This is a genomic window from Pseudomonas sp. GM_Psu_1, assembly GCF_026544185.1.
In the GTDB taxonomy this organism is placed as follows: Bacteria; Pseudomonadota; Gammaproteobacteria; order Pseudomonadales; family Pseudomonadaceae; genus Chryseomonas; species Chryseomonas oryzihabitans.
In genome coordinates this window covers 349,963-372,442 of sequence record NZ_JALNUX010000003.1, presented here as the reverse complement: position 1 = coordinate 372,442, position 22,480 = coordinate 349,963, and the positions used below count along the sequence as shown (strand labels likewise).

The 22,480-nt window shown below is 69.4% G+C and carries 20 protein-coding genes and 2 pseudogenes; 10 read left to right on the top strand and 12 right to left on the bottom strand.

What is annotated here, in order from left to right:
• Position 1: 1 nt before the first annotated feature.
• The 8 genes and pseudogenes from OXS31_RS06855 to OXS31_RS06820 form a co-directional block, all read right to left on the bottom strand.
• Positions 2 to 955 (bottom strand): ABC transporter permease, encoded by a 954-nt coding sequence (locus OXS31_RS06855; RefSeq protein ID WP_267398418.1) that lies wholly within the window; start codon positions 953 to 955, stop codon positions 2 to 4.
• A complete protein-coding gene (locus OXS31_RS06850) occupies positions 952 to 1,941 on the bottom strand; it encodes an ABC transporter permease (protein ID WP_267398417.1) in 990 nt (329 codons plus the stop codon). The genes OXS31_RS06855 and OXS31_RS06850 overlap by 4 nt, the downstream gene beginning before the upstream one ends.
• Positions 1,925 to 3,463, bottom strand: a complete 1,539-nt coding sequence (locus OXS31_RS06845; RefSeq protein ID WP_267398416.1) for a sugar ABC transporter ATP-binding protein — start codon at positions 3,461 to 3,463, stop codon at positions 1,925 to 1,927. The genes OXS31_RS06850 and OXS31_RS06845 overlap by 17 nt, the downstream gene beginning before the upstream one ends.
• Complete coding sequence (locus OXS31_RS06840; protein ID WP_231501027.1) at positions 3,460 to 4,389, bottom strand: sugar ABC transporter substrate-binding protein; 930 nt, start codon at positions 4,387 to 4,389, stop codon at positions 3,460 to 3,462. The genes OXS31_RS06845 and OXS31_RS06840 overlap by 4 nt, the downstream gene beginning before the upstream one ends.
• Before the next feature lie 48 nt (positions 4,390 to 4,437).
• Positions 4,438 to 4,794: a hypothetical protein gene (locus tag OXS31_RS06835; RefSeq protein ID WP_027599625.1), complete on the bottom strand. Its 357-nt coding sequence runs from the start codon at positions 4,792 to 4,794 to the stop codon at positions 4,438 to 4,440.
• 4 nt (positions 4,795 to 4,798) lie between these two features.
• Positions 4,799 to 6,025, bottom strand: a complete 1,227-nt coding sequence (locus tag OXS31_RS06830; protein ID WP_144944759.1) for an SfnB family sulfur acquisition oxidoreductase — start codon at positions 6,023 to 6,025, stop codon at positions 4,799 to 4,801.
• Positions 6,026 to 6,224: 199 nt separating this feature from the next.
• A complete protein-coding gene (locus OXS31_RS06825) occupies positions 6,225 to 8,255 on the bottom strand; it encodes a PAS domain-containing sensor histidine kinase (RefSeq protein ID WP_267398412.1) in 2,031 nt (676 codons plus the stop codon).
• A gap of 401 nt (positions 8,256 to 8,656) precedes the next feature.
• Positions 8,657 to 9,415, bottom strand: a pseudogene (locus OXS31_RS06820) (helix-turn-helix domain-containing protein); the annotation flags it as partial.
• Between the two features lie 5 nt (positions 9,416 to 9,420).
• On the opposite strand from OXS31_RS06820, the pseudogene OXS31_RS06815 reads away from it, so the two are divergent.
• Positions 9,421 to 9,903: pseudogene (locus OXS31_RS06815) on the top strand (cysteine hydrolase family protein); the annotation flags it as partial.
• On the opposite strand, the gene OXS31_RS06810 reads toward OXS31_RS06815, so the two are convergent.
• Positions 9,900 to 10,508, bottom strand: a complete 609-nt coding sequence (locus OXS31_RS06810; protein ID WP_115945495.1) for a DapH/DapD/GlmU-related protein — start codon at positions 10,506 to 10,508, stop codon at positions 9,900 to 9,902. The pseudogene OXS31_RS06815 and the gene OXS31_RS06810 overlap by 4 nt on opposite strands.
• Positions 10,509 to 10,588: 80 nt before the next feature.
• Positions 10,589 to 11,236 (bottom strand): TetR/AcrR family transcriptional regulator, encoded by a 648-nt coding sequence (locus OXS31_RS06805; protein WP_007158625.1) that lies wholly within the window; start codon positions 11,234 to 11,236, stop codon positions 10,589 to 10,591.
• Positions 11,237 to 11,384: 148 nt separating this feature from the next.
• On the opposite strand from OXS31_RS06805, the gene OXS31_RS06800 reads away from it, so the two are divergent.
• From OXS31_RS06800 to OXS31_RS06760, 9 genes are all read left to right on the top strand, one after another.
• Positions 11,385 to 11,804 (top strand): DUF2147 domain-containing protein, encoded by a 420-nt coding sequence (locus OXS31_RS06800; RefSeq protein WP_115945494.1) that lies wholly within the window; start codon positions 11,385 to 11,387, stop codon positions 11,802 to 11,804.
• A gap of 21 nt (positions 11,805 to 11,825) precedes the next feature.
• Positions 11,826 to 12,710, top strand: a complete 885-nt coding sequence (locus OXS31_RS06795) for a TorF family putative porin (protein WP_115945493.1) — start codon at positions 11,826 to 11,828, stop codon at positions 12,708 to 12,710.
• Between the two features lie 10 nt (positions 12,711 to 12,720).
• On the top strand, positions 12,721 to 14,355 hold the full coding sequence (locus tag OXS31_RS06790; RefSeq protein WP_115945492.1) for an FGGY-family carbohydrate kinase: 1,635 nt from the start codon (positions 12,721 to 12,723) through the stop codon (positions 14,353 to 14,355).
• Positions 14,352 to 15,008, top strand: coding sequence for a class II aldolase/adducin family protein (locus tag OXS31_RS06785; protein WP_027599633.1), 657 nt, complete (start codon positions 14,352 to 14,354; stop codon positions 15,006 to 15,008). Before OXS31_RS06790 ends, OXS31_RS06785 begins: the two co-directional genes overlap by 4 nt.
• Before the next feature lie 8 nt (positions 15,009 to 15,016).
• A complete protein-coding gene (locus tag OXS31_RS06780; RefSeq protein WP_074582751.1) occupies positions 15,017 to 16,498 on the top strand; it encodes an aminotransferase class III-fold pyridoxal phosphate-dependent enzyme in 1,482 nt (493 codons plus the stop codon).
• A gap of 8 nt (positions 16,499 to 16,506) precedes the next feature.
• Positions 16,507 to 17,127, top strand: a complete 621-nt coding sequence (locus tag OXS31_RS06775) for a hypothetical protein (protein WP_267398408.1) — start codon at positions 16,507 to 16,509, stop codon at positions 17,125 to 17,127.
• A 22-nt stretch (positions 17,128 to 17,149) separates the two neighbouring features.
• Positions 17,150 to 18,337, top strand: coding sequence for a hypothetical protein (locus tag OXS31_RS06770; protein ID WP_267398407.1), 1,188 nt, complete (start codon positions 17,150 to 17,152; stop codon positions 18,335 to 18,337).
• A 54-nt stretch (positions 18,338 to 18,391) separates the two neighbouring features.
• Positions 18,392 to 19,837 (top strand): aldehyde dehydrogenase family protein, encoded by a 1,446-nt coding sequence (locus OXS31_RS06765; RefSeq protein WP_267398406.1) that lies wholly within the window; start codon positions 18,392 to 18,394, stop codon positions 19,835 to 19,837.
• Between the two features lie 182 nt (positions 19,838 to 20,019).
• Entirely contained in the window at positions 20,020 to 20,574 is a 555-nt protein-coding gene (locus OXS31_RS06760; RefSeq protein WP_027599636.1) for a ProQ/FinO family protein, read from the top strand.
• Positions 20,575 to 20,628: 54 nt separating this feature from the next.
• Here OXS31_RS06760 and OXS31_RS06755 read toward each other — a convergent pair whose 3' ends face one another.
• On the bottom strand, positions 20,629 to 21,798 hold the full coding sequence (locus OXS31_RS06755; protein WP_267398405.1) for an ATP-binding protein: 1,170 nt from the start codon (positions 21,796 to 21,798) through the stop codon (positions 20,629 to 20,631).
• Positions 21,795 to 22,469 carry a response regulator gene (locus OXS31_RS06750; RefSeq protein WP_027602071.1) on the bottom strand — a complete coding sequence of 225 codons (675 nt, stop codon included), beginning with the start codon at positions 22,467 to 22,469 and terminating at the stop codon, positions 21,795 to 21,797. Before OXS31_RS06750 ends, OXS31_RS06755 begins: the two co-directional genes overlap by 4 nt.
• Between the last annotated feature and the right edge of the window lie 11 nt (positions 22,470 to 22,480).

The window sequence follows — 22,480 nt, the reverse complement described above, 5'->3', positions numbered from 1 at the left end:
CCTAGCGCGACGCGTCGCGGCGCCGTGCCAATTGGTTGAGGGTCAGCACCAGCAGGATCAGCAGCCCGGTGGCCACCTGCTGCCAGTAGAAATTCCAGCCCACCAGCAGCAGGCCGTTGGCGGCCACCGCCAGCAACAGCACGCCCAGCAGGCTGCCAGGGACATTGGGCCGGCCGTGGCGATTGAGGCTGGCGCCGATGAAGACGGCGCCGATGCCGTTGATGAGGTAGGCATTGCCCGAGAGCGGCACATAGGCATCGATACGCAGCGCCAGCAGGATGCCGGCGACCGCCGCCGCCAGGGCCGTGGCCAGGCAGGTCCAGAGCGCCAGGCGGCGCAGCGCCAACCCCGAATGACGCGCCACCAGCGGCTGGCTGCCCAGGGCCAGCAGGGCGCGACCCAGGCGGCCGCGCGCCAGTACCACCCCGTAGAGCAGTGCCAGCAGCGCCACCGCCCAGACCGCCGCCGGTGCGCCCAGCCAGCTGCTCGCAGGGGGTCGGAATTCGGGTTTGAGGTAGAGCGGCAGGCCGCCCTCGGACAGCAGCTGTTGCAGGCTGGTACCGATGAACAGCACGCCCAGGCTGGCCAGGAACGGCGACAGCCCCACGCCGGCCACCAGTAGGGCGTTGGCCAGCCCCACCAGCAAGCCCAGCCCCACCCCACCGGCGAGCGCCACGGCGAGCGGCCAACCGGCGTTGAGCAGGGCGATGCAACCGAAGGCCGCCAGATCCAGGGCGATGCCCACCGAAAGATCGATGCCGCCCCCGGCGATGGCGTAGGTCAATCCCAGGGCCACCAGCGCGGGGACCAGGCCATTGTTCAGCAACAGGCTGAGCAGGTTGCCCTGGCTGAGAAAGCCGGGCGCGGCCAGGGCGAAGACCACCACCAGCGCCAGGAACAGCAACGGCAATGCCAGGCGCAGACCGGACCGGCCGAGGGCAAGGGTCGCGTTCATCGATGGCCCTCCTGGCGCAGGCTGGCCGCGGCCACCACCAGCAGGATCAGCGTGCCCTGGACGCCATTGACCAGGAAGCTGCTCACCCCGAGCAACTGAAAGCCATTGCCGAGCATCCCCACCAGCAGGGCCGCCAGCAGGGTGCCGCCGACGCTGGGTTGCGAGCGCCAGGAGAACACCGTGCCGAGAAAGGCGATGGCCACCACCGGCAGCAGCAACTCGCCCGAACCCGGGGTGCTGCCGCTGAACCAGGCGACCGACAGCAGCGCCGCCAGGCCCGCGCAGCCGCCGGCCAGCAGATAGCTGGAAAACACCAGCCCGCGCACCGGTAGACCCGCCGCGCGGGCCGCCTCGGGATGGTCGCCCACCGCCGCCAGGCGCAGCCCATAGGGGGTGCGCTGCAGGAGCACCGCCAGCGCCAGAGCGGTCACCAGCAGCACCCAACCCGCGGCCGGTATGCCCAGCCAGCTGCCGAGGCCCAGCAGATCCAGCCAGGGCGCACTGGCCGGCAGCACGGTATTCTCGCTCAGCACCAGTTCCAGACCGGCTACCACGTTGAGACTGGCCAGGGTGGCCAGCAGCGGCGGCAGGCCCAGCAGGGTCACCGTCAGGCCGTTGAGCGCTCCGACCAGCAACCCGCAGACCAGGGTCAGGCCAATGGCCAGCGGCGCGCCGTAGCCGGCGTTGACCAGGGTCGCCTGTAACGCCGCGCAGAGTCCGAGATTGGCCGCCAGCGACAGGTCCAGGCCACCGGCAAGAACGTTACCTCCGCCGCCGACGATCACCAGGGTCAGGCCCAGGGCGAGAATGCCGGGAATGGCGGCCTGGGCCACGATGTTGGCCAGATTGCCGGCGCCGAGAAAGCCCGGTGCGCGCCAGGCGAACAGGACCGCGATCACTGCGAAGGCCAGCAGCGCGCCATGGCGCCAGAGGTCCGGGCGCCAGGTCAAGACCGGGATCGACAACCGCTCAGGAGGCGAGGCCAAGATCTGCCCTCCGCTGCTGTCTGGCGTGCCACTCACGGGCGCCGGTGGCGGCGGCCAGAAGCTCCTCCGCCGTCAACTCGGCCGCCGGGCGTGCCGGCAGCAGGCGGCCGCGGTGCATCACGTGGATGCGGTCGCAGAGATTGAGCAATTCGGGCAGATCCACTGACAGGATCAGGACGCCGGCGCCCTGCTCCACCAGCCGGGCGACCTGGCGATAGAGTTCGGCGCGGGCGGCGAGATCGATGCCCACGCTGGGTTCGTCGAGCAGATAGAGCCGCGCGTCCCGGGCCAGCCATTTGCCCAGGGCGACCTTCTGCTGGTTGCCGCCGCTGAGATGACGCACCGGCGTCTCCAGATCCGGGGTACGGATGTCCAGCGCCTCGCGTAGCCGTAGCGCCGCCTGGCGTTCGGCGCCTGGCCGGCGGAGACCGAACCAGCTGAAACGTTCCAGGGCGGCCAGCGTTAGATTCTCGGTCACGGTGAGATCAAGTGCCACGCCCTGCTGGCGGCGATTCTCCGGCAACAACGCCAGTCCTGCTCGCACCGCCGCGCGGGGACTGGCGAAGCGGTGCGGGCGACCGTCCAGCAGCAACTCGCCCTCGGCTACCGGCAACAGACCGAACAGCGTCTTGAGCAGCTCCTTGGCACCTGAGCCCACCAGGCCGGCGATTCCGACCACCTCGCCACGGCGCACCTGCACGTCGACCTCGGCGAAGGCCCCCGGACGGCCCAGCCTGCGGGTCTCCAGCAGCACCTCGCCCGGCGCGGTCCGGGCCTTGGGATAGGCCTCGCCCAGCTCCCGGTTGATCATCAACCGCGCCATGGCCGCTGCCGGCGTCACGCTGGGCGTCACCTCCGCCACCACCCGGCCGCCACGCAATACCGTGGCGCGATCGCAGAGGCGCTCGACCTCCTGCAGGTAGTGGGACACATAGAGCAGGGCCAGCCCCTGGTCGCGCAACTGGCGCAGCAGGCTCAGCAGGCGCTCCACCTCGCCATGGGCCAGGGCCACCGTGGGTTCGTCGAGCACCAGCACCTCCGGCGTGCCGAGCAGCGCCCGGCTGATCTGCAGCAGCTGCTGTTCGGCGCTGCTCAGCTCCGCCACCCGGGTTCGCGCGCGGCAGTCCAGGCCGAAACGCTCGGCCAGCAACCGCTCCGCCGCCCGTTCCTGCCCACGGCGATCCAGCAGCGGGCCGAGGCGCCGCTCCTGCCCGAAGAACAGCGCCTCGGCCAGGGTGAAGTTGGGCGGCAGCAGCCGCTCCTGGTGGATGATGGCGATGCCACGGCGGGCCAACTCGCGCGGCCCGACGCCCGTCAGGACTTCACCATGCAGGCGCAGCGCCCCGGTGTCGGGCGTCACCAGGCCGCCGAGCACCTTGATCAGGGTGGACTTGCCGGCACCGTTCTCGCCGATCAGGCCGTGGATCTCGCCGGCCCTCAGGGTCAGGTCCACACCGTCCAGCGCCCGGGTGGCGCCATAACGCCGGGAGATACCCTGCAGTTCGAGGATCGCCCTGCTCATGGATCACCTCGCAGCGCCGCGACCTGACTCAGGTTGCCAGGGGTGGTGAGCAGGGTCGCCACATGGGTCTCCCTGGGCAGGTCGCGCGCACCGGCCAGATAGCGGGCGACGTTCTGCACCGCGGTCCGGCCCATCAGCGCCGGTTGCTGGGCGACCACCGCGCCGACCGGACTGTCGCCGCGCTTGAGCAACTCCAGCACCTCGGGCGTGCCGTCGACGCCATAGGTCTTGATCTCGGTGCGGCCCGCTTCGATCAGCGCCTGGCTGGCGCCGAGCTGGGGAATGTCCCAGGCCGACCAGATGGCGGCGATCTGCCCCTTGGGATACTTGTTGAGTAGCGCCGCGATCTGGCCACGGGCGTCCTGCACGGTGTTGGGAATCACGTCGCGCAACTCGGGCTGGATGATCTTCAGTCCCGGATGGGCGTCGAGTACCTTGCGCAACTCGGCGTAGCGGATGGCGCAGACCGGCACGCCCTGGAAGCCGTTGAACACCAGGATGTCACCCTTGGCGCCGGTGTCCTTTGCCAGTTGCTCGGCCAGCTCCCGCCCAGCGGCGGCGTTGTCCGAGGTGGTGTTGTTGAGGCTGTACTGGGAGGGCGCATCGATGGTGAACAGCGGGATGCCGGCCGCCTGGATGCGGCGCAGCCAGGGGTCTATCACGCTCAGGGTGCCCAGGGTCTGGATCACCGCGTCCGGCTTCTGGGTCACCAGGGTCTGCAGCTGGGTCACCAGATTCTTGTCGTTGCGACCGGCGTCCAGGGTGATGGGCGTGCCGCCCAGCCGCTTGACCTCTTCCACCTGGGCCTGGAAGGCCTTGAGATCGAAGTAGTGACTGGTGCCGGTCATGCTGATGGCGATGCGCTTGCCGGCCAGCGACGGGATCTCGTCGGCAGCCGCCAGCGCGGTCGTGGCCAGCAGCGGCATTAGCAGGAGGGAACGAAGCAGTGTACGCAGTGACATGGCAGTCCTTTTCTAGTCGGTGATCGTCAGGTGGTGCTCGCCCAGCAGGCGCCGGAGGTCGCGAACGCTCGGCCCGGGCTGACGGGGCGCCGGGGCGTCCGTCAGCCATTCGCGCTTGAGTTCGGCCGCAAGCTGGCGGGCATGGTCCGCAGCCAGGCGCGCCTGGATCTGGCGTACCGGGGCGTCTTCGCTGCGGTGCGGTCGCTGCAGGGCGCGAGCGGCGGCCAGGCGCACCTGGAGGTCACCCACCGTGGCGATCACCAGCGGATCGCGGGCGCGGGCGTCCAGGGGCAGCGCCTCGCGCAGGTCAGCGAGTACCTGGTCGGCGAAGGCGAGTTCGGCTTGGATGGCAGGGGCGAGATCGGTCATGGCATCAGTTCCAGGCGTGACGGGGCGGCTCGACGCCGTTGAGCAGGTGGTTGCCGATCAGGTGGTACTTCCAGCGCACCGGATCGTGCAGGGTATGGGTGCGGGCATTGCGCCAGTGGCGGTCATGGCCGAAGCGCGCCGAGACGCTGCGGGTGCCGCCCAGCTCGCAGAGGCGATTGGCGGCGGCCAGGGCGATCTCGGTGGAGGCGATCTTGGCCTGCCCCACCACCACCGAGGCCTCGGCGACGCTGGCCGCGGAGGGCGCCGCCAGAGCCCGGTCGACGGCGGCGCCGGCGTCTTCCAGCAAGGCCTCGGCGGCGGCCAGCCGCCAGCTCAGGTCGCCGATCAGCGCCTGGCTCAGCGGATCCTGCCAGCCGTGCTCGAGTCCGCTGTCGGTCCAGGGCCGCGCCACCCGGGCAGCCGCCAGGGTGGCGGCAAAGGCGCCGCGGGCGATGCCGACGTCCACCGCCGCCTGGATGATCTGGGACACCGGGCCGTCCGCCGTCGGCCGTTCGAAGGCCTTCCAGGCCGGCAGCACCGCGCTGCGCCGGACACTGACGCCCTTGAGTTGCACCCGGCCACTGGCGGTGGTGCGCTGGCCGAAGCCGTCCCAGTCGTCGATCACCGTCAGGCCACCGGCATCGCGCGGGACCAGGGCGAGATGAGCCAAGCCCTCCTCGTCCAGCGCCACCGTGGGGACCACATGGGCGAACAGCGCGCCGGTGCAATAGGCCTTCTCGCCATCGATCCAGGCGGTGTCCCCGGTAAAGCGGATGCGCGTCTCGAACTGGGTAACGGTCTTGCTGCGCGCCTCGGAGAAGGCATTGCCGAAGCGATAGCCCTGGAGCACCAGGCCGAGGTAGTGACGCTGCTGGTCCGGGCTGCCGGTCAGCAGCAGGTTGTTGACCACGCCCAAGTGATTCTGCGGCAGTTGGCCCAGGGAGGGGTCTGCCGCGGAGATCCGAGCGATGACTTCCGCCACGGTGCCGAAGCCCACCCCGGCGCCGCCGAACGACCGCGGCACGGTGATGGCCCAGAGACCACTGGCCGAGAAACGCTCGATCTCGGCCCAGGGCAGGCGCCGCTCCTGATCGCGACTGAGCGCTTCGCGGGCGAAATCCTCCGCCAGCGCCGCCGCGGCATCGAGGGCCTCGGTGGCGTCGCGCAACACGGTGGCGGGACGTTCGGGTAAGGCGCGGGTAACGGCAGTGAGCGAGGGGGCGACGGCCATGCAGGGACTCCCTTAAAGGTGGCCCCTGAGCTGGAGCACATGCCGTGCCAGCGCGAAAATCTTGCTATATCAGTGACTTAAGTGAAAACCTCGCCGCCTGGAAGTCCCTGACCGAACAGTTCCCCGGACAACTGTTGCGCGGGGAACAGCCCGGATGGCCGAACGCGGGCAGTCGCGCAAGCCCGTCCCCGGGCTCTCCTCAACCCGCCGGATTCAACATCTCGCTGATCTTGTTCGCCAGCGCATCGATGGCGAAGGGCTTGGTGATGATCTGCATGTTGGCAGCGAGATAACCCTCCACGTTCGAGCCTTCCGCATAGCCGGTCGCCAGCAGCACCTTGAGCTCCGGGCGGTTGGCCTGGGCCAGATCGGCCAGCTGGCGGCCATTCATGCCGGGCAGGCCCACGTCGGAGATCATCAGATCGATGCGCTGGGGATTTTCCAGGAACGGCATGGCTTCCTGGGCATTCCCGGCTTCGAGGGTCTGATAGCCGAGTTCGCCCAGCACTTCCACGATCAGCGACCGCACCACGGCCTCATCCTCGACGACCAGCACCACCTCGCCGACGCCGAGGGGTGCGCTGCGGCTTTCTTCGCTGGGCAGGATGTCCAGGTCACCGCCCAGGCACGGCATGTACAGTTGCACCTGGGTGCCCTTCCCCGGCTGGGACAGGATGCGGACCCCGCCGTTGGCCTGACGCATGTAGCCGTACACCATGGACAGCCCCAGGCCCGTCCCCTGCCCGATCGGCTTGGTCGTATAAAAGGGCTCGAACACCTTGGCCAGCACCTCGGGCGTCATTCCCACCCCGGTATCGGCCACGGTAAGCGTCACGTAATCACCCTCGGCCAGATCCATCGCGGCACCCTCTTCCGGCGTGAGATGCACGGCTGCAGTGGTGATGGTGATGGTGCCGCCATCCGGCATGGCATCGCGGGCGTTGATGGCCAGGTTGATCACGGCGCTTTCCAGCTGGTTGGCGTCCATCCGCACCAGCGCCAGGCCCGCGGCCAGGTGCGTGGTGACGGTGATGTCTTCCCGGGTGGTGCGGTGCAGCAGGTCCTCCAGCGACGCCACCAGGGGATTGACCTCGAGCGGTTTCAGATCGAGGGTCTGGCGTCGGGAAAAGGCCAGCAGCCGCTGGGTAAGGGCCGCCGCGCGTTGCGCCGAGGTGACCGCCGCCGTGATGTAGCGCTCGTCATTCGTCTCGTCACCGCTGCGCCGACGCCGCTGCATCAGCTCCAGACTGCCGATGACCCCGGTGAGCAGATTGTTGAAATCATGGGCGATACCCCCGGTGAGCTGACCCACGGCCTCCATCTTCTGCGCCTGGTGCAGGGTGTCTTCCACGCGGGAACGCTCCGCCACCTCGGCCGCGACCCGCGCCTCGAGCGTTTCATTGAGGTCGGACAAGGCCTTTTCCGCCTGCTTGCGCGCGGTGATGTCCGCGCAGGTGCCGGTGACGTAGGACGGGTTGCCGGCGGCATCCCGGAAGACCTTGCCCTTGCTCAGGAGCCACTGTCTGCCTGCGTCGCGCTTCAGGCGAAACTCCACGACGAAATCCTTGCCATGGACGCATTCCGCCAGCGCCGCTCTGACGATGCCCCGGTCAGCGACATGCACATGGTCGAGGAAGCGCTCGACGGGTTCCGAGGTCAGGACGTCCGGCAAGCCGAACAGCTGCTGCAAGGCACTATCGCAATAGAAGCTGTGTTCATCGATGTACCAGTCGAAAATGCCTGCCTCGGAGGCCAGAAGGGCAGCGCGAAAGCGCTCGTCGGCAAGCTTCAGATGGGTGCGGGAATGTTGCTCGGCCAGCACCTGGTCAGTGACGTCTTCGGTCTGGTGGATGATGTAGCGAACCTCGCCCCGGTCATCCAGCACCGGGACATTCAGCGGACTCCAGTAACGGACCTCGAAACCACCCCCCTCGCTGGCTGGCCGGGGAATGTCGTACTTGGTGATCGCCATGCGATCCGGTCTGCCGGTCTGCACCACCCGCTCCAGCGAGGCCCGCAGCACACCGGCGCCGAACTCCGACTGCCCGTCCGGGTTGCGGCCGAACACCTCGAAAATCGAGCGACCTATGCAGTCCTCCCGTCGGGTATTGGTACCGCGAACCCGCCCTTCGTTGGCCGCCACCATGATGAAATCGGGACCAGGCGTCAGTACCAGGACCAGGTGAGGCAGCGCCTCGAACAGCAGCTGAAAGTTTGGATCTTGACTCATTGTTACCTGCATGGGGCTTGTCATCTCTGAGCGCGCGGCGCTCGGATCGATGCCTCGCGGAAGCTGGAGGCACCGTCATCTGTACTCTTTCTGTGGAGGAATGGATCAGGGCTCAGTTCAAACAGGGAGACGAATCGCCCGTTCCGCGCACCGGGCATCCGTCGGTAGATAGAGGGTGAACACCTGAGACCGGGCCTGCCCTACCGCTCTCGGCAGCTGCCCCAAAAGGATCGGTACCGGCAGATTCTACCGTTGCGCTTGGCGACAACGGATTCCTGCAGGCGGGCCTTTCCGATCACAGCTACGGCTTTCTGGACGAGCTGCGCTCAGCGGGTCCTTGGCCGTCCGAAAACCGCCCGTGGGACCGCCGGGGTGGCGGTCGGCTGGCCCCGCCCTCGCCCTCAGCGTCCGCTTCCCGCCAATCCGCCAAACCGCCGCCGGTAATCCCCCGGGCTCAGCCCCACGACCCGGGTAAAGACCTTGCGGAAGGCGCCTGGATCGCTGTAGCCGACCTCCCAGGCGACCCGTTCGAGCGGCAGGCGGCTGGCCTGGAGCAACTCGCGGGCACGGCCGACGCGCAGTTGCTGGCCGTAGGCGGTGGTGGTCATGCCGGTGGCCTGGCGAAAGCGGCGCAGAAAGGTACGAGGTTCCAGTCCGGCGCGTTGGGCCAGGGTGTCCAGGGCGAGGTCCTGGGCGCCGGTCGCCTGCAGCCATTCCTGTACGGCGAGGATGGCGCTGTCGCCGTGGTTCAGGCGCGGCGAAAAGGCGCTGTAGTAGCGCTGCTGTCGGCCAGGCGGGTCGATGACCAGGGTCCGCGCGGTGTCGAGCATCCGCCTGGCGCCGAGGTAGCGATCGACCAGACGCAGACCGAGATCGGTCCAGGCCATGAGACCGCCGGCGGTGACCAGATCCTCGCCGTCGATGAGCAACTGGTCGGCGTCCAGACTCACGCGGGGGAAACGGGTGGCGAAGCGCTCGACATGCAGCCAGTGGGTGGTGGCGGTACGGCCATCGAGCAGACCGGTTTCCGCCAGCAGGAAGGCACCGGCACAGATCGAGGCCAGGCGCACGCCTTCGCCATGCTGCTGGCGCAACCAGTCACGATAGGGCGCGGCGGCGGCCGGGGAAATCGGCTCGGCCAGACTGGGCGGCAGGATCAGTCGCCAATGCCGCGCGGATCATCGCCCACGCCCGCGACCAGGGCGTGCCGGTGATCCATGTGCAGCATCTGTCGCTGAGCGCCGAGGCGCCGATCTTCGTGCCCGGCAGCGATGACGTCGAGATCCAGGCCGCCGTCGTGCCCCGCGCCGGCGAACCGGTGGTGGTGAAGCACTATCCCAATGCCTTTCGCGAAACCAATCTCAAGCAACTGCTGGACGAGCGCGGTATCGAATCGCTGGTGGTGGTGGGTGCCATGAGCCATATGTGCATCGACGCCGGCGTCCGCGCCGTGGCCGATCTGGGCTACGCCGTGACCGTGATCCATGACGCCTGCGCCACCCTGGATCTGGACTTCAACGGGGTCCGGGTGCCGGCGGCCCAGGTGCATGCCGCCCTGATGGCGGCGCTGGCCTTCGCCTATGCGACGCTGGAAGCCACCGACGCCTATCTCGCTGGCCAGGGCACTGCGGCGCCCGACTCGCCTTAAGGCACGCCCTGGTCAACCAGCTCCAGCCGCGCGACCCGGGTGCCGGGCGACAGCAGCGCGCCCGGCGCGATGACCGCATTGGCGCCCAGCCGGCAATTGTCGCCGATCAGGGCGCCGAACTTGATCACCCCGGTGTCTATCACCCGGTCTCCGTGGCGGATGCGGATGACCGCGCCGTCACTTTCATTGCGGTAGTTGGCGACGATGGCGCCCGCCTCCAGATTCACCCCGCTGCCGATCAGCGAATCCCCGACGAAATTGAAGTGGGCGAGCTTGCTGCCGTCCAGCAGCAGGCTGCTCTTCAGCTCGCAGGCGGGCCCCACCACGCAGTGGGCGCCCAGATGAACACCGCCGCGCAGATAGGCGCCCGCCGCCACCAGGGTGCCGGGCCCGATGATGACCGGCCCCTTGAGCACCGCGCCCGCCTCCACCACCGCGGTCTCATGGATAGCGCTGTCGCCCTGGCGCCGATAGCCGGGACCGAGCCGCGCCAGTAGCAGCCTGACCTGGTGCTCGCAGGCACCGGTTAGCGTCCAGGGCGGGGCAGCTTCCAGGCGCAGGCTGGGCCAGGCGGCGATGTAGGTGGCGATATCCAGATCAGGCATGACGGGCCTCGACAGTGGTGAAACGCCTGCCGATTCTGACCTGAGTCCCCCACTGATGCTCGCTCCGGCGGGCGAACGGCTCAGCCGTCGCGCAGGCGCCCCAGATGACCGCTGAGCATGGCGGCGACGGTGCGGCAGGTGCTTTCCGCCGGCAGCTCTTCATCGAACAGCAGCTCCACGGTGGAGTGGATCAGCTCGACCACGATCCGCGCGACCTGGGCCACGGCGGCCGGCGGCACGCTGGGCAGCAGCAGCACCAGCAACTCCGTCTGCTGCGCCGCGACCCGGCGGTGCGAATCCAGGCGCACGTGCTCCAGCGAGGGCACCGCGCGCAGCGCCTTGAGGATCCACATGCCACCGGCGGTCTCGGCGGTGACCCGGTAGGTATCCAGCAAAAGCCCGGTCAAGACGTCTTCCACCCGCTCCAAAGGACCGGCCAGCAGCTCGGCATTGATCCGCCCGTCTATCTGCGCATTCTGCTTTTCCAGCAGGCGCCGACCCAGTTCCTCCAGCAGGGCGTACTTGTTGGGAAAGTAGCGGTAGAGCGCCGGCGGGGTCAGCCCGGCGCAGTCGCAGACCAGATTGGTCGACAGCCGCTCGATGCCGACCTGACAGAGCACCTCCGCCGCCGCGGCCAGGATGCGTTCGTAGGTTTCCGCTGCCCGCTGCTGGCTGGGGCGGGCCTTGGGCGTGGCGCGGGAGGATGGAGCGGACTCTTTGGCGACCATGAAAAAGCTCTCGTTTAGACGAAAAAACACCTTGATGGGCAGTAAAATGATAGTTATAACTATCGTGTAGCGATAACTATCATATCAGCAACCGCGTTGCCCTTACTGCCTCCAGCCACAACCACAACAAACAGCAGGAGCCACCTCCATGAAAACACCCCTCGCGCTCGCCGTCGCCCTCTGGGCGCTACCCCTGGCGCCCGCTCTGGCGGCTGACGCCGCACCGGTCCAGGGCCTCTGGCTGACCGCCGACCAGGGCGCCGCCGTCAGGGTCACGCCCTGCGCCGACAACGCCAGTGCCCTGTGCGGCACCATCGTCTGGGACAAGGACGCCGGCAAGGCCAGCGATACCTGCGGCACGCGGGTCTTCCAGATGACGCGTGACGACGGAGGTACCTGGCGCGACGGCTGGGTGTTCGATCCGCGCGATGGCAAGAAATACAAGGGCTACGTCCGCCGCAAGGGCGACGACCTCAACATCCGCGCCTATGTCGGCACCGAGGTGCTCGGCAAGACCGAACAGCTCACCCCGCTGAGCACCCTCCCCGCCACCCCGCACTGCAGCTAAGCCACCGCAAGGAGCGACCCCATGAACCGGATTCTTCACCGCACCCAGGCGGCGGCCCTGCTGTGCCTGAGCGTTCTCGGCAGCGCGGTCCAGGCCGATGACGACCTGGCCAGCTATGCGCTGACCATCACCCCGCGCCTGCTCTCGGACGTGCGCAACCGCGGCATCTCGGACTCGCTCAATCGGCCAGGGGCCAAGGTCACCGTGGAATTCGCCCATGAAAGCGGCCTGATCGGCCTGGCGGAAATCGGCAGCGTGAGCAAGAAGCAGTTCCTCGACGGCGATGGTGCCAACGTCCTGCTGGCTGGCGGCTACCGCTTCGGCGATCCGGAAGCCTGGCACTTCGGCGTGGGCCTGGCAGGGGAATTCTTTCCCGGCGCCCACTTCAAGGCGCCCAGCCGCATCGATCCGGAGACCGGCGCCCCCGATGGCTTTCGCAACACCAACTACAACAGCCAGTTCGCCGTGCTGGAGATCGGCTACGGGGCCCTGCAGGGGCGCATCCTCAACGTGCTCTCGGAAAACTACCGCGGCGCCAACACCGCCGGCGTCTGCGGCGCCCAGCTGCAATTCAACCCCGATCCCACCAAGGGCCTGGAGTGCTATGCCAAGGGCGAGCACAACTCCCGCGGCAGCCTGCTCTACGACCTGGACTATCGCTACGAGCTGACCCCGCGCACCAGCCTCAAGCTGCACGCCGGCTACCAGCAGATCCGCAATTTCTCCGAGGCCAACTTCAGCGACTACGGCGTCGGCCTGGTGCATCGCCACTGGGGCTTCGATTTTGGCCTGGACTACCTGAGCCCCCACACCCGGGCACGCGAACTCTACATCGCCGAAGACGGCGACCATCAGCGCGCGACGGACGAGGCCCGCTGGGTGCTGTCCGTGGCCCGTCCCTTCTGAGCCGACGCCCATGAAACCTCACGTCTTCGCCACGCCGCCCGCCCCGGCCCAGGCCACCGCCCTCGACGGCCTGGTGCTGGTGGTGGACCTCGGCACCTCCGGCTGCAAGAGCGCGCTGGTCACCCTCGGCGGCGAGGTGGTCGCCTGGACCTTCCACGGCGTCACCCTGCACGTCGAAGGCCACAGCGCCGAGCAAGAGCCGGAGGACTGGTGGCAGGCCTTCCTGCGCGGCGCCGGCGAATTGCTGGCGGCGGATCCGGCTCGGCGGCGGCGCGTGGTGGCGGTGTGCTGCTCGACCCAGACCGAGGGTACGGTGTGCGTGGACGCCAACGGTCAGGCCCTGGGCCGGGCGCTGCTCTGGCTGGACATGCGCGGCGCCGAATCGGTGGTGCGGCGGGTCGGCGGTGGCCGGCTGAAGGTGGCCGGGTATTCGCCCTTCAAGCTGTGGCGCTGGATCCGCCTCACCGGCGGCGCGCCCTCGCTGTCGGGCAAGGATTCCGCCGGGCACATCGCCTATCTGCAGGACCACCAGCCGGAGCGCTATGCGCGCACGGTGAAGTTTCTCAATGTCCTCGACTTCATGAATCTGCGCCTTACCGGTCGCTGCTGCGCCACCGCCGATTCCATCTGCACCGCCTGGATCACCGACAATCGCGATTCGCGCCAGGTGAAGTACGACGCCGGGCTGATCCGCACCCTGGGCTTCGACCGCGACAAGCTGCCCGACCTGGTGGATTCGGCGGAGGTGATCGGCACCCTGACCGGCGCGGTGGCCGACCAGCTCGGCCTGCCGCGCAGCACCCCGGTGGTGGCCGGCTCGGTGGACACCTCGGCGGTGGCGGTGGGTTCGGCGGTAGAAGACTTCGCGCCGCACCTCTATCTCGGCACCTCCTCCTGGCTGGGCGCCCATGTGCCCTTCAAGAAGTCCGATGTCTTGCGCCACATGGCCGCCGTGCCCAGCGCGGTCAAGGGCCGCTACCTGGCCATGGCGCTGCAGACCGCGGCGGGCGCCAACCTGTCGTTCCTGCGCGACAAGGTGCTCTACCACCCGGACGAACTCCTCAGCGACGAACAGCACCCGGATCTCTATGCCCTGCTCGACCGCATCGCCGCCCGGGTGCCGGCCGGCGCCCGCGGGCTGCTCTACACCCCCTGGCTGTATGGCGAGCGCAGCCCGGTGGACGATCCCAGCCTGCGCGCGGCGCTGATCAACCTGTCGCTGGAGCACACGCGGGAAGACATCATCCGCGCCTTTCTCGAAGGGGTGGCGCTCAACACCCGCTGGATGCTGGAACCCTTCGGCCGCTTCCTCGGCCGCCGGCCGGAGCGGATCACCGCGGTGGGCGGCGGCGCCCAGTCCAATCTCTGGTGCCAGATCATGGCCGACGTCACCGGCCAGGTGATCGCCCAGCCCGATGCGCCGATCCAGGCCAATGCCCGGGGCTCGGCCTATATCGCCGCCGCCGGCATCGGCGCCCTGGCCTTCAGCGACGTGCCGGCGCTGCAGCGACCGCCGCGGCTCTACCAGCCCTGCCCCCAGGCGCGGGCGCGCTACGACGACAGCTACGCCACCTTTCTCGAAGTCCGCCGGCGCCTGGCGCCGCTCTATCGCCGCCTCAACCCCAACCAGGGAGCCCGACCATGAGCGATACCCTCGAAGCGCGCGAACAGGTGGTCGATCTCTGCCTGCACCTGGTGCGCCGCGGCTTCTTCGCCGCCACCGGCGGCAACCTGGCCCTGCGCCTGGACGCCGAGCGCATCGCGGTGACCCCCTCCGCCCTCGACTACTACCAGATGGGCGCGGAAGACGTCTGCATCCTGCGCCTGGCCGATCTGCACCAGCTCGAAGGCGATCGCGCGCCCTCGGTGGAAACCGGGTTGCACGCCCGGGTGCTGCGGCGCTTTCCGGCGGCGGGCTGCAGCCTGCACACCCACCAGCCGCTGGCCAGCGCCTGCACCCTGCTGGGCGAGGCCCTGAGCGTCGACGATCCCGAGCGCTGGCCCGAACTGGGCCGCCGCCTGCCGCTGGTGGGCTATGCCCCCTCCGGTACCGGCTGGCTGGCCAAGCGCCTGGATCGCGCCCTGAGCGCCGAGAGCCCGGCCTATCTGCTGCGCAACCATGGAGTGCTCTGCTACGGCGCCAGCGCGCGCCAGACCCTGGCGGTGCTGGAGCAGCTGGAAGCCTTCTGCGAGCACTACCTGGTCGGTCGTATCGCCAGCCGCCCAGGTGTCTCCGCAGCCGACAGCCTGGCGCGCCAGCGCCTGCTGACCACCCTCACCGCCTCCCTCCCGTCCTGAGGTCCGCCATGAATCAGCCCCTGACCACCCCGCCGCCCCTGGTACCCACGCCTCCGGCGATTTCCGCCTGGCCGGATACCGAGACGCTCTATCGCCGTTTCGACGCCCTGGTCAAACAGCCCATGCGCCCGCTGCGCCGCGAGGCGCTGGCCAAGGTCATGGGCTATTTCGACGAGCGCTGCCAGGGCTCGCGGCGGCTCGCCGAAGAAGCCAAGCGCTTCATTCCCGGGGGCATCCAGCACAACCTGGCGTTCAACCATCCCTTCCCCCTGGCCATCGCCCGGGCGGAGGGCGCCCACCTCACCGACGTCGACGGCAACCAGTACATCGACTTCCTGCAGGCCGGCGGCCCCACCCTGCTCGGCTCCAATCATCCCGGCGTGCGCGACCAGGTGCAGCGCATCCTCGCCGAGTGCGGCCCGGTCACCGGCCTGCTGCACGAATACGAGGTCAAGCTCGCCGAACTGGTCTGCCAGAGCGTACCCGGCATCGACCAGGTGCGGCTGCTCGGCTCGGGCACCGAGGCGGCCATGGCCGCGGTACGTCTGGCGCGGGCCTATACCGGGCGCCGCTGGATCATCAAGATCGGCGGCGCCTACCACGGCTGGAGCGATCAGCTGGTGTACGGCATGCGCCTGCCCGGCACCGGGCGCATGGAGGCCCTCGGCATTCCCCGGGGCGCCACCGCCCACACCCAGGAAAGCCCGCCCAACGACCTCGAGGCCCTGCGCCGGCGGCTGCAATTCAATCGCCTGCGCGGCGGCACCGCGGCGGTGCTGCTGGAACCCTTCGGCCCGGAGAGCGGTACTCGCCCGGTGCATCCGCACTTCAACCGCGAGGTGCGCAAGCTCTGCGACGAATTCGGCGCCCTGCTGATCTTCGACGAGGTGGTGACCGGTTTCCGCGCCGGCATGGGCGGGGCCCAAGGCTACTTCAAGGTGCTGCCGGACCTCACCGTGCTCGGCAAATGCCTGACCGGCGGCTATCCCATGGCCGGGGCCCTGGGCGGCAAGGCCGAGGTCATGCAGCTGCTGGTGGGCGGCATCGGCACCTCGTCGAAGCGCGCCTTCGTCGGCGGCACCCTGTCGGCCAATCCGCTGTGCTGCGTGGCCGGCTACTACGCCCTCAAGGAGATCCAGCGCCTCGACGCAGCCGGCCAGGCCGGCCGCGCCGGCGATCGACTGCGCCAGGGCCTGGAGGAGATCATCCAGCGCCGCAACCTGCCCTATGTCGCCTACAACCTGGGCTCCATCGTCCACCTGCAGACCTCCGGGGTGCTGCTGCTCGACACCGGCAATCCGCTCAAGCTGCTGCGGGTGCGCAACGAGGCCAAGGCGCGCAAGCACATGATGGAAGAGATGGGCGCTGCCTACACCGCCCATGGCCTCATCACCCTGGCCGGCAGTCGCATCTATACCAGCCTGGCCGACACCGACGCCGTGATCGACGACGCCCTGGAGCGTTTCGACCGGGTCTTCCAACTGGTATGAGGCCGCCCATGAAAGCCGAATCGCGCCAGCAATGGCTGGATCTGCAGCAGCGTCTGGCCCGCCAGGGCGAGCGCTCGGCCCTGGCCCTGTCGGTGCGCATACCGGGGGCGGCGAGTCTCTGGTACGGCACCCTGGGCGATGCCGCACCCTGCGAGATCGAGCTGGCCCGCCGCAGCGGCGCCGCCCTGGATCATGCACTCGTCTACCGGTCGCGACCGGATGTCGGCGCCATCATCCAGGGCGCGGGGCGCTACGGGCAGCATGTGGCGGACTTCGGCGGCCAATTGCCGGAGCTGTTCGACGAGCAGGCCCGGCACCTGGGGCGGATGGCGCCCGCGGTGGCCCAGGGCGATGCCCTGGCGGAGGCCCTGGCCGCGCGCGGCAACGTCCAGCTGCTCGGCGGCCAGCCAATGTGCCTGGGGACCACCGCCAGTCGCGCCGCCCTCAATGCCGAGCTGTTCGAGAAATGCGCCAAGGCCTACACCCTGGCCCAGGCCACCGGCGCGGTGCTCACCCGCCTGCCCTGGTGGGTGGTGCTGATCGCCACCCGCCGACTCCAGCGCGACCAGCGCGCCGCCGCCGAGGCCTTTCGTCAGGGCCGGCTGCCGGCGGAAAGCCGTGGTTACTAGCCACTCTTCGAAGGTAGACCCCATGACCGTCACCGCGCCCGCTCCGCCTCGCCAGGTCCAAGCCGCGCTGCTGCTGGGCTCCCTGGCGCTGCTCATCCTCGGCCTGCAGCCGCTGCTGCTCGGCGAGCTGTTCACCAGTGGCCGGGCCAGCCTCGACGGCCTCGGCCTGGTGGCCATGGGCGAGATCGTCGCCCTGGGCCTGGGCGTGATCGCCGGTGAGGCCCTGGGCCCGCGCCTGGGGCTGCCAGCCGTACTGTGGCCGGCGACGCTGCTGGCGGTCGCCGCCGACCTGGCCAGCGCCCAGGCCAGCGGTGATCTGCCGTTGCTCGGCCTGCGCGCCCTCGCCGGCCTTGGCGAAGGCCTGCTGCTCTGGGCGGCGGTGGCGCTGATCGTCCGTCAACCCACCGCCGAGCGGCTGTCCGGCCTGTTCATGGCACTGCAGACCTTTTGCCAGGGCCTGCTGGCCGCCCTGCTGGCGCTGTGGATCCTGCCCCGGCTGGGCAGCGCCGGCGGCTTCCGGCTGCTGGCCGGCGTCACCGCCCTGGCCCTGCCGCTGACCGTCGCCCTGCCACGCCGGCTGGCGGCAGTGGACGTCCCTGGCAGCGCGCCGGTCCGCCATAGATGGCGACTGCCCCAGGCCCTGCTGCTGGCCTTCGTCGGTTGCCAGCTGGCGGCCATCGGCGCGCTCTGGGCCTATCTGGAACCCTATGGCGAAGCCCTCGGACTGGACGCCAGCCAGGCCCAGACCCTGATCGCCGCCAGCTTCGCCGCCCAGTTGCTCGGCGGCCTGGCCGGCGCGGTCCTGGTGGCCTGGCTGCCGGCCGCCACCACCCTGACCCTGGCGACCCTGACGCTGGGCAGCCTGGCCGCGCTGATCTATGGCCTGGCGCCGGGAGCGCACCTGAGCTTCGTGCTGCTGTGCCTGACCTTCACCTTTCTCTGGCAGACCCTCACCCCCTTCCAGATCAGTCTGGCCCTGCGACTGGACGCCAGTGGCCGCGTCGCCACCCTGGTGCCTTCGCTGCAACTGCTCGGCTGCGCCGCCGGCCCGGCGCTGGCGTCGCTCTGGCTGCAGGGCGCCGCGGTCCGACCGGCCGCGCTCACCAGCGCCCTGCTCGCCCTGCTGGCCCTGGGGCTGGCGGCCGTGCTCGCCCTCAGTGCCCGCCGCCCCCGGCCGGTACCGCGCTGGCGCTGGCAGCGCCCAGGCTGAATACTGCCGACGTCGCCGTATCGTCCCCTTCCTGCCCCCTTGCGGACTGCTGCCATGAATGCGCTCCTCCCCGATCCCGCTCCCGCCCTGGTCGACCCCGAGATGCTGCAGCGGCTGTTCGCCGCCCAGGGACCGCGTGCCCTGGCCCTGCGCGGTTCCAGCGCCGCCGAGCGCCTGAGCCTGCTGCAGCGCCTGCATGGCGCCCTGGTGGCGCGGCGGGGGGCGCTCTATGCCGCCTTTCGCCAGGACTTCGGCAAGCCCGAGGTGGAGGTGGAACTGTCGGAGATCATGCCGGTGCTGGAAGAGATCCAGCACGCGCGCCGCCACCTGCGCCGCTGGATGAAGCCACGGCGGGTGCGCCCGACCCTGACCTCCTTTGGCTGCCCGGCGCACATCCACAGCCAGCCGCGCGGGCGCTGCCTGATCATCGGCCCCTGGAACTACCCGGTCTCCACCCTGCTCGGCCCCCTGGTGTCGGCGCTGGCGGCTGGCAACAGCGTGATGCTCAAGCCCTCGGAATTCACCCCGGCGGTCAACGCGGTGCTGCGCGAACTGCTGGCCGAGGCCTTCACCCCGGACACCGTGGCCTTTTGCGAAGGCGATGTCTCCACCGCCCAGGCGCTCTTGGCGCTGCCCTTCGACCACTTCTTCTTTACCGGCTCCACCGCCGTGGGCCGCCTGGTGATGCAGGCCGCCGCCCGGCACCTGGCCTCGGTGACCCTGGAGCTGGGCGGCAAGTCGCCGGCGATCATCGACGCCAGCGCCGACCTGGACGCCGCCGCCGAGCTGCTGCTCTGGGGCAAATTCCTCAATGCCGGCCAGTCCTGCGTGGCGCCCGATCATGTCTTCGTCGCCCGCCGCCTGCTGCCGGCCTTCAAGGAGCGCTGTCGCGCCCTGCTGGTGCAGCGCTACGGCACCGATGCCGCGGCCAGCCCGGACTACGCCCGACTCATCCATCAACGCCACGCCAGCCAGCTGATCGGACTGCTGGAACAGGCCCGGGCCGCCGGTGCGCAGCTGATCCATGGCGGCGCGCACGATGTGGCCGGGCGCTATCTCGCCCCGACCCTGCTGGATTGCTCGGCCATCGACAGCCCCCTGGACAGCCAGGAGCTGTTCGGTCCGCTCCTGCCGGTGATCGCCTACGACGACCTGGAAGAGGTGCTGCAGCGCATCGACGCCGGGCCCAAGCCCCTGGCGCTCTATCTCTGGAGTCGCGACCGCGACATCCAGCAGCGAGTCATCGCCCGCACCAGCTCCGGCAGCGTCGGCCTCAATCTGTGCATGCAGCAGTACACCCAGCTGCACCTGCCCTTTGGCGGCGTCAATCACTCCGGCAGCGGCAGCGCCCATGGCCAGGCCGGTTTTCGCACCTTTTCCCACGAGCGCAGCGTGCTCGCCGCCGGTCCGCTGCTGGCCGTTCGTCTGCTGCTGCCGCCCTATTCGCCCTTCAAGCTGCGACTGGCGCAATGGGTGTCGCGCCTGACCGGAGGCGGCTAGAAAACGCCCAGCAGGGCACACCATCCGCCGGGAATGACGCCGCCAAGGATGCACGAGCGGCAAACCAGCCTTTAGAATGACGGGCCGCCAGCCTTGGACGTGCCGATCTGCGATTGGCGCGGTCCAAGCCCGGCATGGGTTACCCTTGCACGTGAATTCTATTTGGAGCGGTGAGCTGAACGATGGGCTTTGAGCAACTAGCTGAACTACGCGACCGCCTGCGGGCCGAAAAAGCGCAGGTAAAGACCGAGAGCAACGAGCGGCCGGCGCGGAGACCTTCACCGAAAGCCAAGCCCCGCGAGCAGAAGCCCCGCGAGCAGGATCCGGTGGTCGAAGGCATCCGCCGTCTGCAAAAGCACTTCCCGCTGGCCTTCCCGGTCAATCCGGCACCCAAGGTGCCGCTCAAGGAAGGCATCCTGAAGGACGCCGAGCAGCACCTGGAGCGCCTGGGCATCACCGGTGACCAGCTCAAGCAGTCGATCGCCACCTGGTGTCGCGGCACCCGCTACTGGGCGGCCATGACCGAAAACGCCCCGCGCCTGGATCTGGATGGCCAGCCGGCTGGCACCGTGACCGCCTCCCAGGCGGTCTATGCCAAGCAGCAGGCACGCCGCCAGCGCGCCCAGGCCCGCCGTGAGCAGGCCAAGGCCAAGGCGGACACCGCCGCGCCTGCCGAAGCGCAAGCGCCTGCAGCGGCCGAGACCGTTGCCGCTCCCGCAGACGACGCCTCCGCCTGAGCCCCGCTGCCCCTGTCGCCCAGACAGGGGAAGTCGTTCCAGACGTCCGCCGCGTTAGGACAGCCGTCCCGGCAATTCGATGCGCATGACCGTCCCCCCACCCTCGCGCCCCAGGGCGACGATGCGGCCCTGATGCGCCGCGCAGATGGCGCGGGCGATGGACAGGCCCAGGCCACTGCCGCCAAGGTGCCGTGCCCGGGAGCTGTCGGCGCGCCAGAAGCGGTGAAAGACCCGCTCGCGATCGGCTTCGGCGATGCCTGGGCCGCGATCCCGGAATTCCAGCACCAGGCCCTCGGCCAGGGCCAGCTGGACGATCTCCAGTTCGCCGCCGCTGGCGCCATAGCGCAGGAAATTTTCCAGCAGGATGTTGAGCAACTGGCCGATGCGATGGCGGTCGGCGTACAGCCGTTGGCGGGGATCCAGCTCCAGGCGCAGCTGGATGGCCTCGGCCTGCAGCTGGGGCGCGAACCAGGCCAGCCGCTCTTCCACCAATGCCGCCAGGGCGAAGGGCCGCTGATCCAGCGCCAGTTGCCCGGCCTCGGCCAGCGACAGGGTGTGCAGATCGCCCACCAGGGTGTTGAGCAGGTCGAGCTGGCGCTTGACCATCTGCAACTGGCGGGCATCGGCGGGAAAGACCTCGTCGAGGATGCCCTGCACCCGCACCGAGGCGGCGTTGAGCGGGGTGCGCAGCTCATGGGCGAGGATGGCGCTGGAATCCCGCACGTCGCGCTCGTATTGCTGCAGCCGCGCGGTGAGGCTGTTGAAGTCCAGCGCCAGGCGGCGCAATTCCGCCGGCGCCGTCTCGGCCACCTCCAGGCGGGTCTCCAGATCGCCGGAGGCCACCCGCCGCGCCGCCGCGGCGATGGCGGAGAACTGGCTCGACAGCGGGCGTGACAGCCGAAAGCCGGCCAGCAGGATCAGCGGCACGGCCGCCGCCAGCAGCCCCGCCAGCACCCACCAGTCGCGGCTGGCGATGCCGGGCAGGAAATAGCGCACCGGATAGTAGTGGCTGAACAGCGCCCAGAGTCGCGCCTCGTTTTCCTGTGGATCGGCGCGCAGCTGGAGGATTTCCGCCCGCGCCGCCTGGGGCACCTGGCGCAGCACCCACCAGTCGCCGAAGAGAAACCAGAGGTACATGCCGGCAGCGATCAAGAGAACGGCGCCCAGGGCCAGCAGGCTCATGCGCCAGCCGACCCAGCGCCCCAGCGGGGCCTGGCGCTTCATGAAAAGCGATAGCCGATGGCGCGCACCGTCACCGGCACGCCGGGAAGGCCCGCCGCTTCCAGCTTGCGCCTGAGGTTGTGCAGGTGGGTGTCCACCACCCGCGCCAGGGCTTCGCTTTCCGGCAGGCAGCGCTCCAGCAATTCCTCGCGGGTAAAGGCCTTGTGCGGAGTGCGCATCAGGGTGGCGAGCAGGCCGAATTCGGTGGGCGTCAGCTCCAGGGCCCGTGCCTCGACAGTGGCGCTGAAACGTTCCAGATCCACCGTCAGGGCGCCATGGCGCAGCCAGCGGTCATCGCGCGGCGCCTGGTGGCAGCGACGCAGCACCGCGTGCACCCGCGCCACCACCTCCTTGGGGTTGTAGGGCTTGACCACGTAGTCGTCGGCGCCATAGCGCAGGGCGCCGAGCTTTTCCGGCTCGTCGCCGATGGCGGTCACCATGATCACCGGGGTATCCCCGGCGCGGCGGATCTGTGCCAGCACCTCGGTGCCACCGAGGCGCGGCAGCATCATGTCGAGCAACACCAGATCGGGTCGCTCGCGCTGGAAGAGTTCCAGCCCCTGGCGGCCGTCTTCGGCGAGGACGACCGCGAAGCCATCGCGCAGCAGATAGGCCTCCAGCACGCTGGCGCTGTCGGCGTCGTCTTCGACGATGAGTATGAGTTTGTCGCCCACGTCCGCTCTCT

Excerpts from the sequence above, each read along its gene's own strand:
- OXS31_RS06855 (WP_267398418.1), bottom strand. The coding sequence starts at position 955 with ATGAACGCGACCCTTGCCCTCGGCCGGTCCGGTCTGCGCCTGGCATTG.
- OXS31_RS06845 (WP_267398416.1), bottom strand. The coding sequence starts at position 3,463 with ATGAGCAGGGCGATCCTCGAACTGCAGGGTATCTCCCGGCGTTATGGC.
- OXS31_RS06840 (WP_231501027.1), bottom strand. The coding sequence starts at position 4,389 with ATGCCGCTGCTGGCCACGACCGCGCTGGCGGCTGCCGACGAGATCCCG.
- OXS31_RS06835 (WP_027599625.1), bottom strand. The coding sequence starts at position 4,794 with ATGACCGATCTCGCCCCTGCCATCCAAGCCGAACTCGCCTTCGCCGAC.
- OXS31_RS06830 (WP_144944759.1), bottom strand. The coding sequence starts at position 6,025 with ATGGCCGTCGCCCCCTCGCTCACTGCCGTTACCCGCGCCTTACCCGAA.
- OXS31_RS06825 (WP_267398412.1), bottom strand. The coding sequence starts at position 8,255 with ATGAGTCAAGATCCAAACTTTCAGCTGCTGTTCGAGGCGCTGCCTCAC.
- OXS31_RS06810 (WP_115945495.1), bottom strand. The coding sequence starts at position 10,508 with ATGCCTGATCTGGATATCGCCACCTACATCGCCGCCTGGCCCAGCCTG.
- OXS31_RS06805 (WP_007158625.1), bottom strand. The coding sequence starts at position 11,236 with ATGGTCGCCAAAGAGTCCGCTCCATCCTCCCGCGCCACGCCCAAGGCC.
- OXS31_RS06800 (WP_115945494.1), top strand. The coding sequence starts at position 11,385 with ATGAAAACACCCCTCGCGCTCGCCGTCGCCCTCTGGGCGCTACCCCTG.
- OXS31_RS06795 (WP_115945493.1), top strand. The coding sequence starts at position 11,826 with ATGAACCGGATTCTTCACCGCACCCAGGCGGCGGCCCTGCTGTGCCTG.
- OXS31_RS06790 (WP_115945492.1), top strand. The coding sequence starts at position 12,721 with ATGAAACCTCACGTCTTCGCCACGCCGCCCGCCCCGGCCCAGGCCACC.
- OXS31_RS06785 (WP_027599633.1), top strand. The coding sequence starts at position 14,352 with ATGAGCGATACCCTCGAAGCGCGCGAACAGGTGGTCGATCTCTGCCTG.
- OXS31_RS06780 (WP_074582751.1), top strand. The coding sequence starts at position 15,017 with ATGAATCAGCCCCTGACCACCCCGCCGCCCCTGGTACCCACGCCTCCG.
- OXS31_RS06775 (WP_267398408.1), top strand. The coding sequence starts at position 16,507 with ATGAAAGCCGAATCGCGCCAGCAATGGCTGGATCTGCAGCAGCGTCTG.
- OXS31_RS06770 (WP_267398407.1), top strand. The coding sequence starts at position 17,150 with ATGACCGTCACCGCGCCCGCTCCGCCTCGCCAGGTCCAAGCCGCGCTG.
- OXS31_RS06765 (WP_267398406.1), top strand. The coding sequence starts at position 18,392 with ATGAATGCGCTCCTCCCCGATCCCGCTCCCGCCCTGGTCGACCCCGAG.
- OXS31_RS06760 (WP_027599636.1), top strand. The coding sequence starts at position 20,020 with ATGGGCTTTGAGCAACTAGCTGAACTACGCGACCGCCTGCGGGCCGAA.
- OXS31_RS06755 (WP_267398405.1), bottom strand. The coding sequence starts at position 21,798 with ATGAAGCGCCAGGCCCCGCTGGGGCGCTGGGTCGGCTGGCGCATGAGC.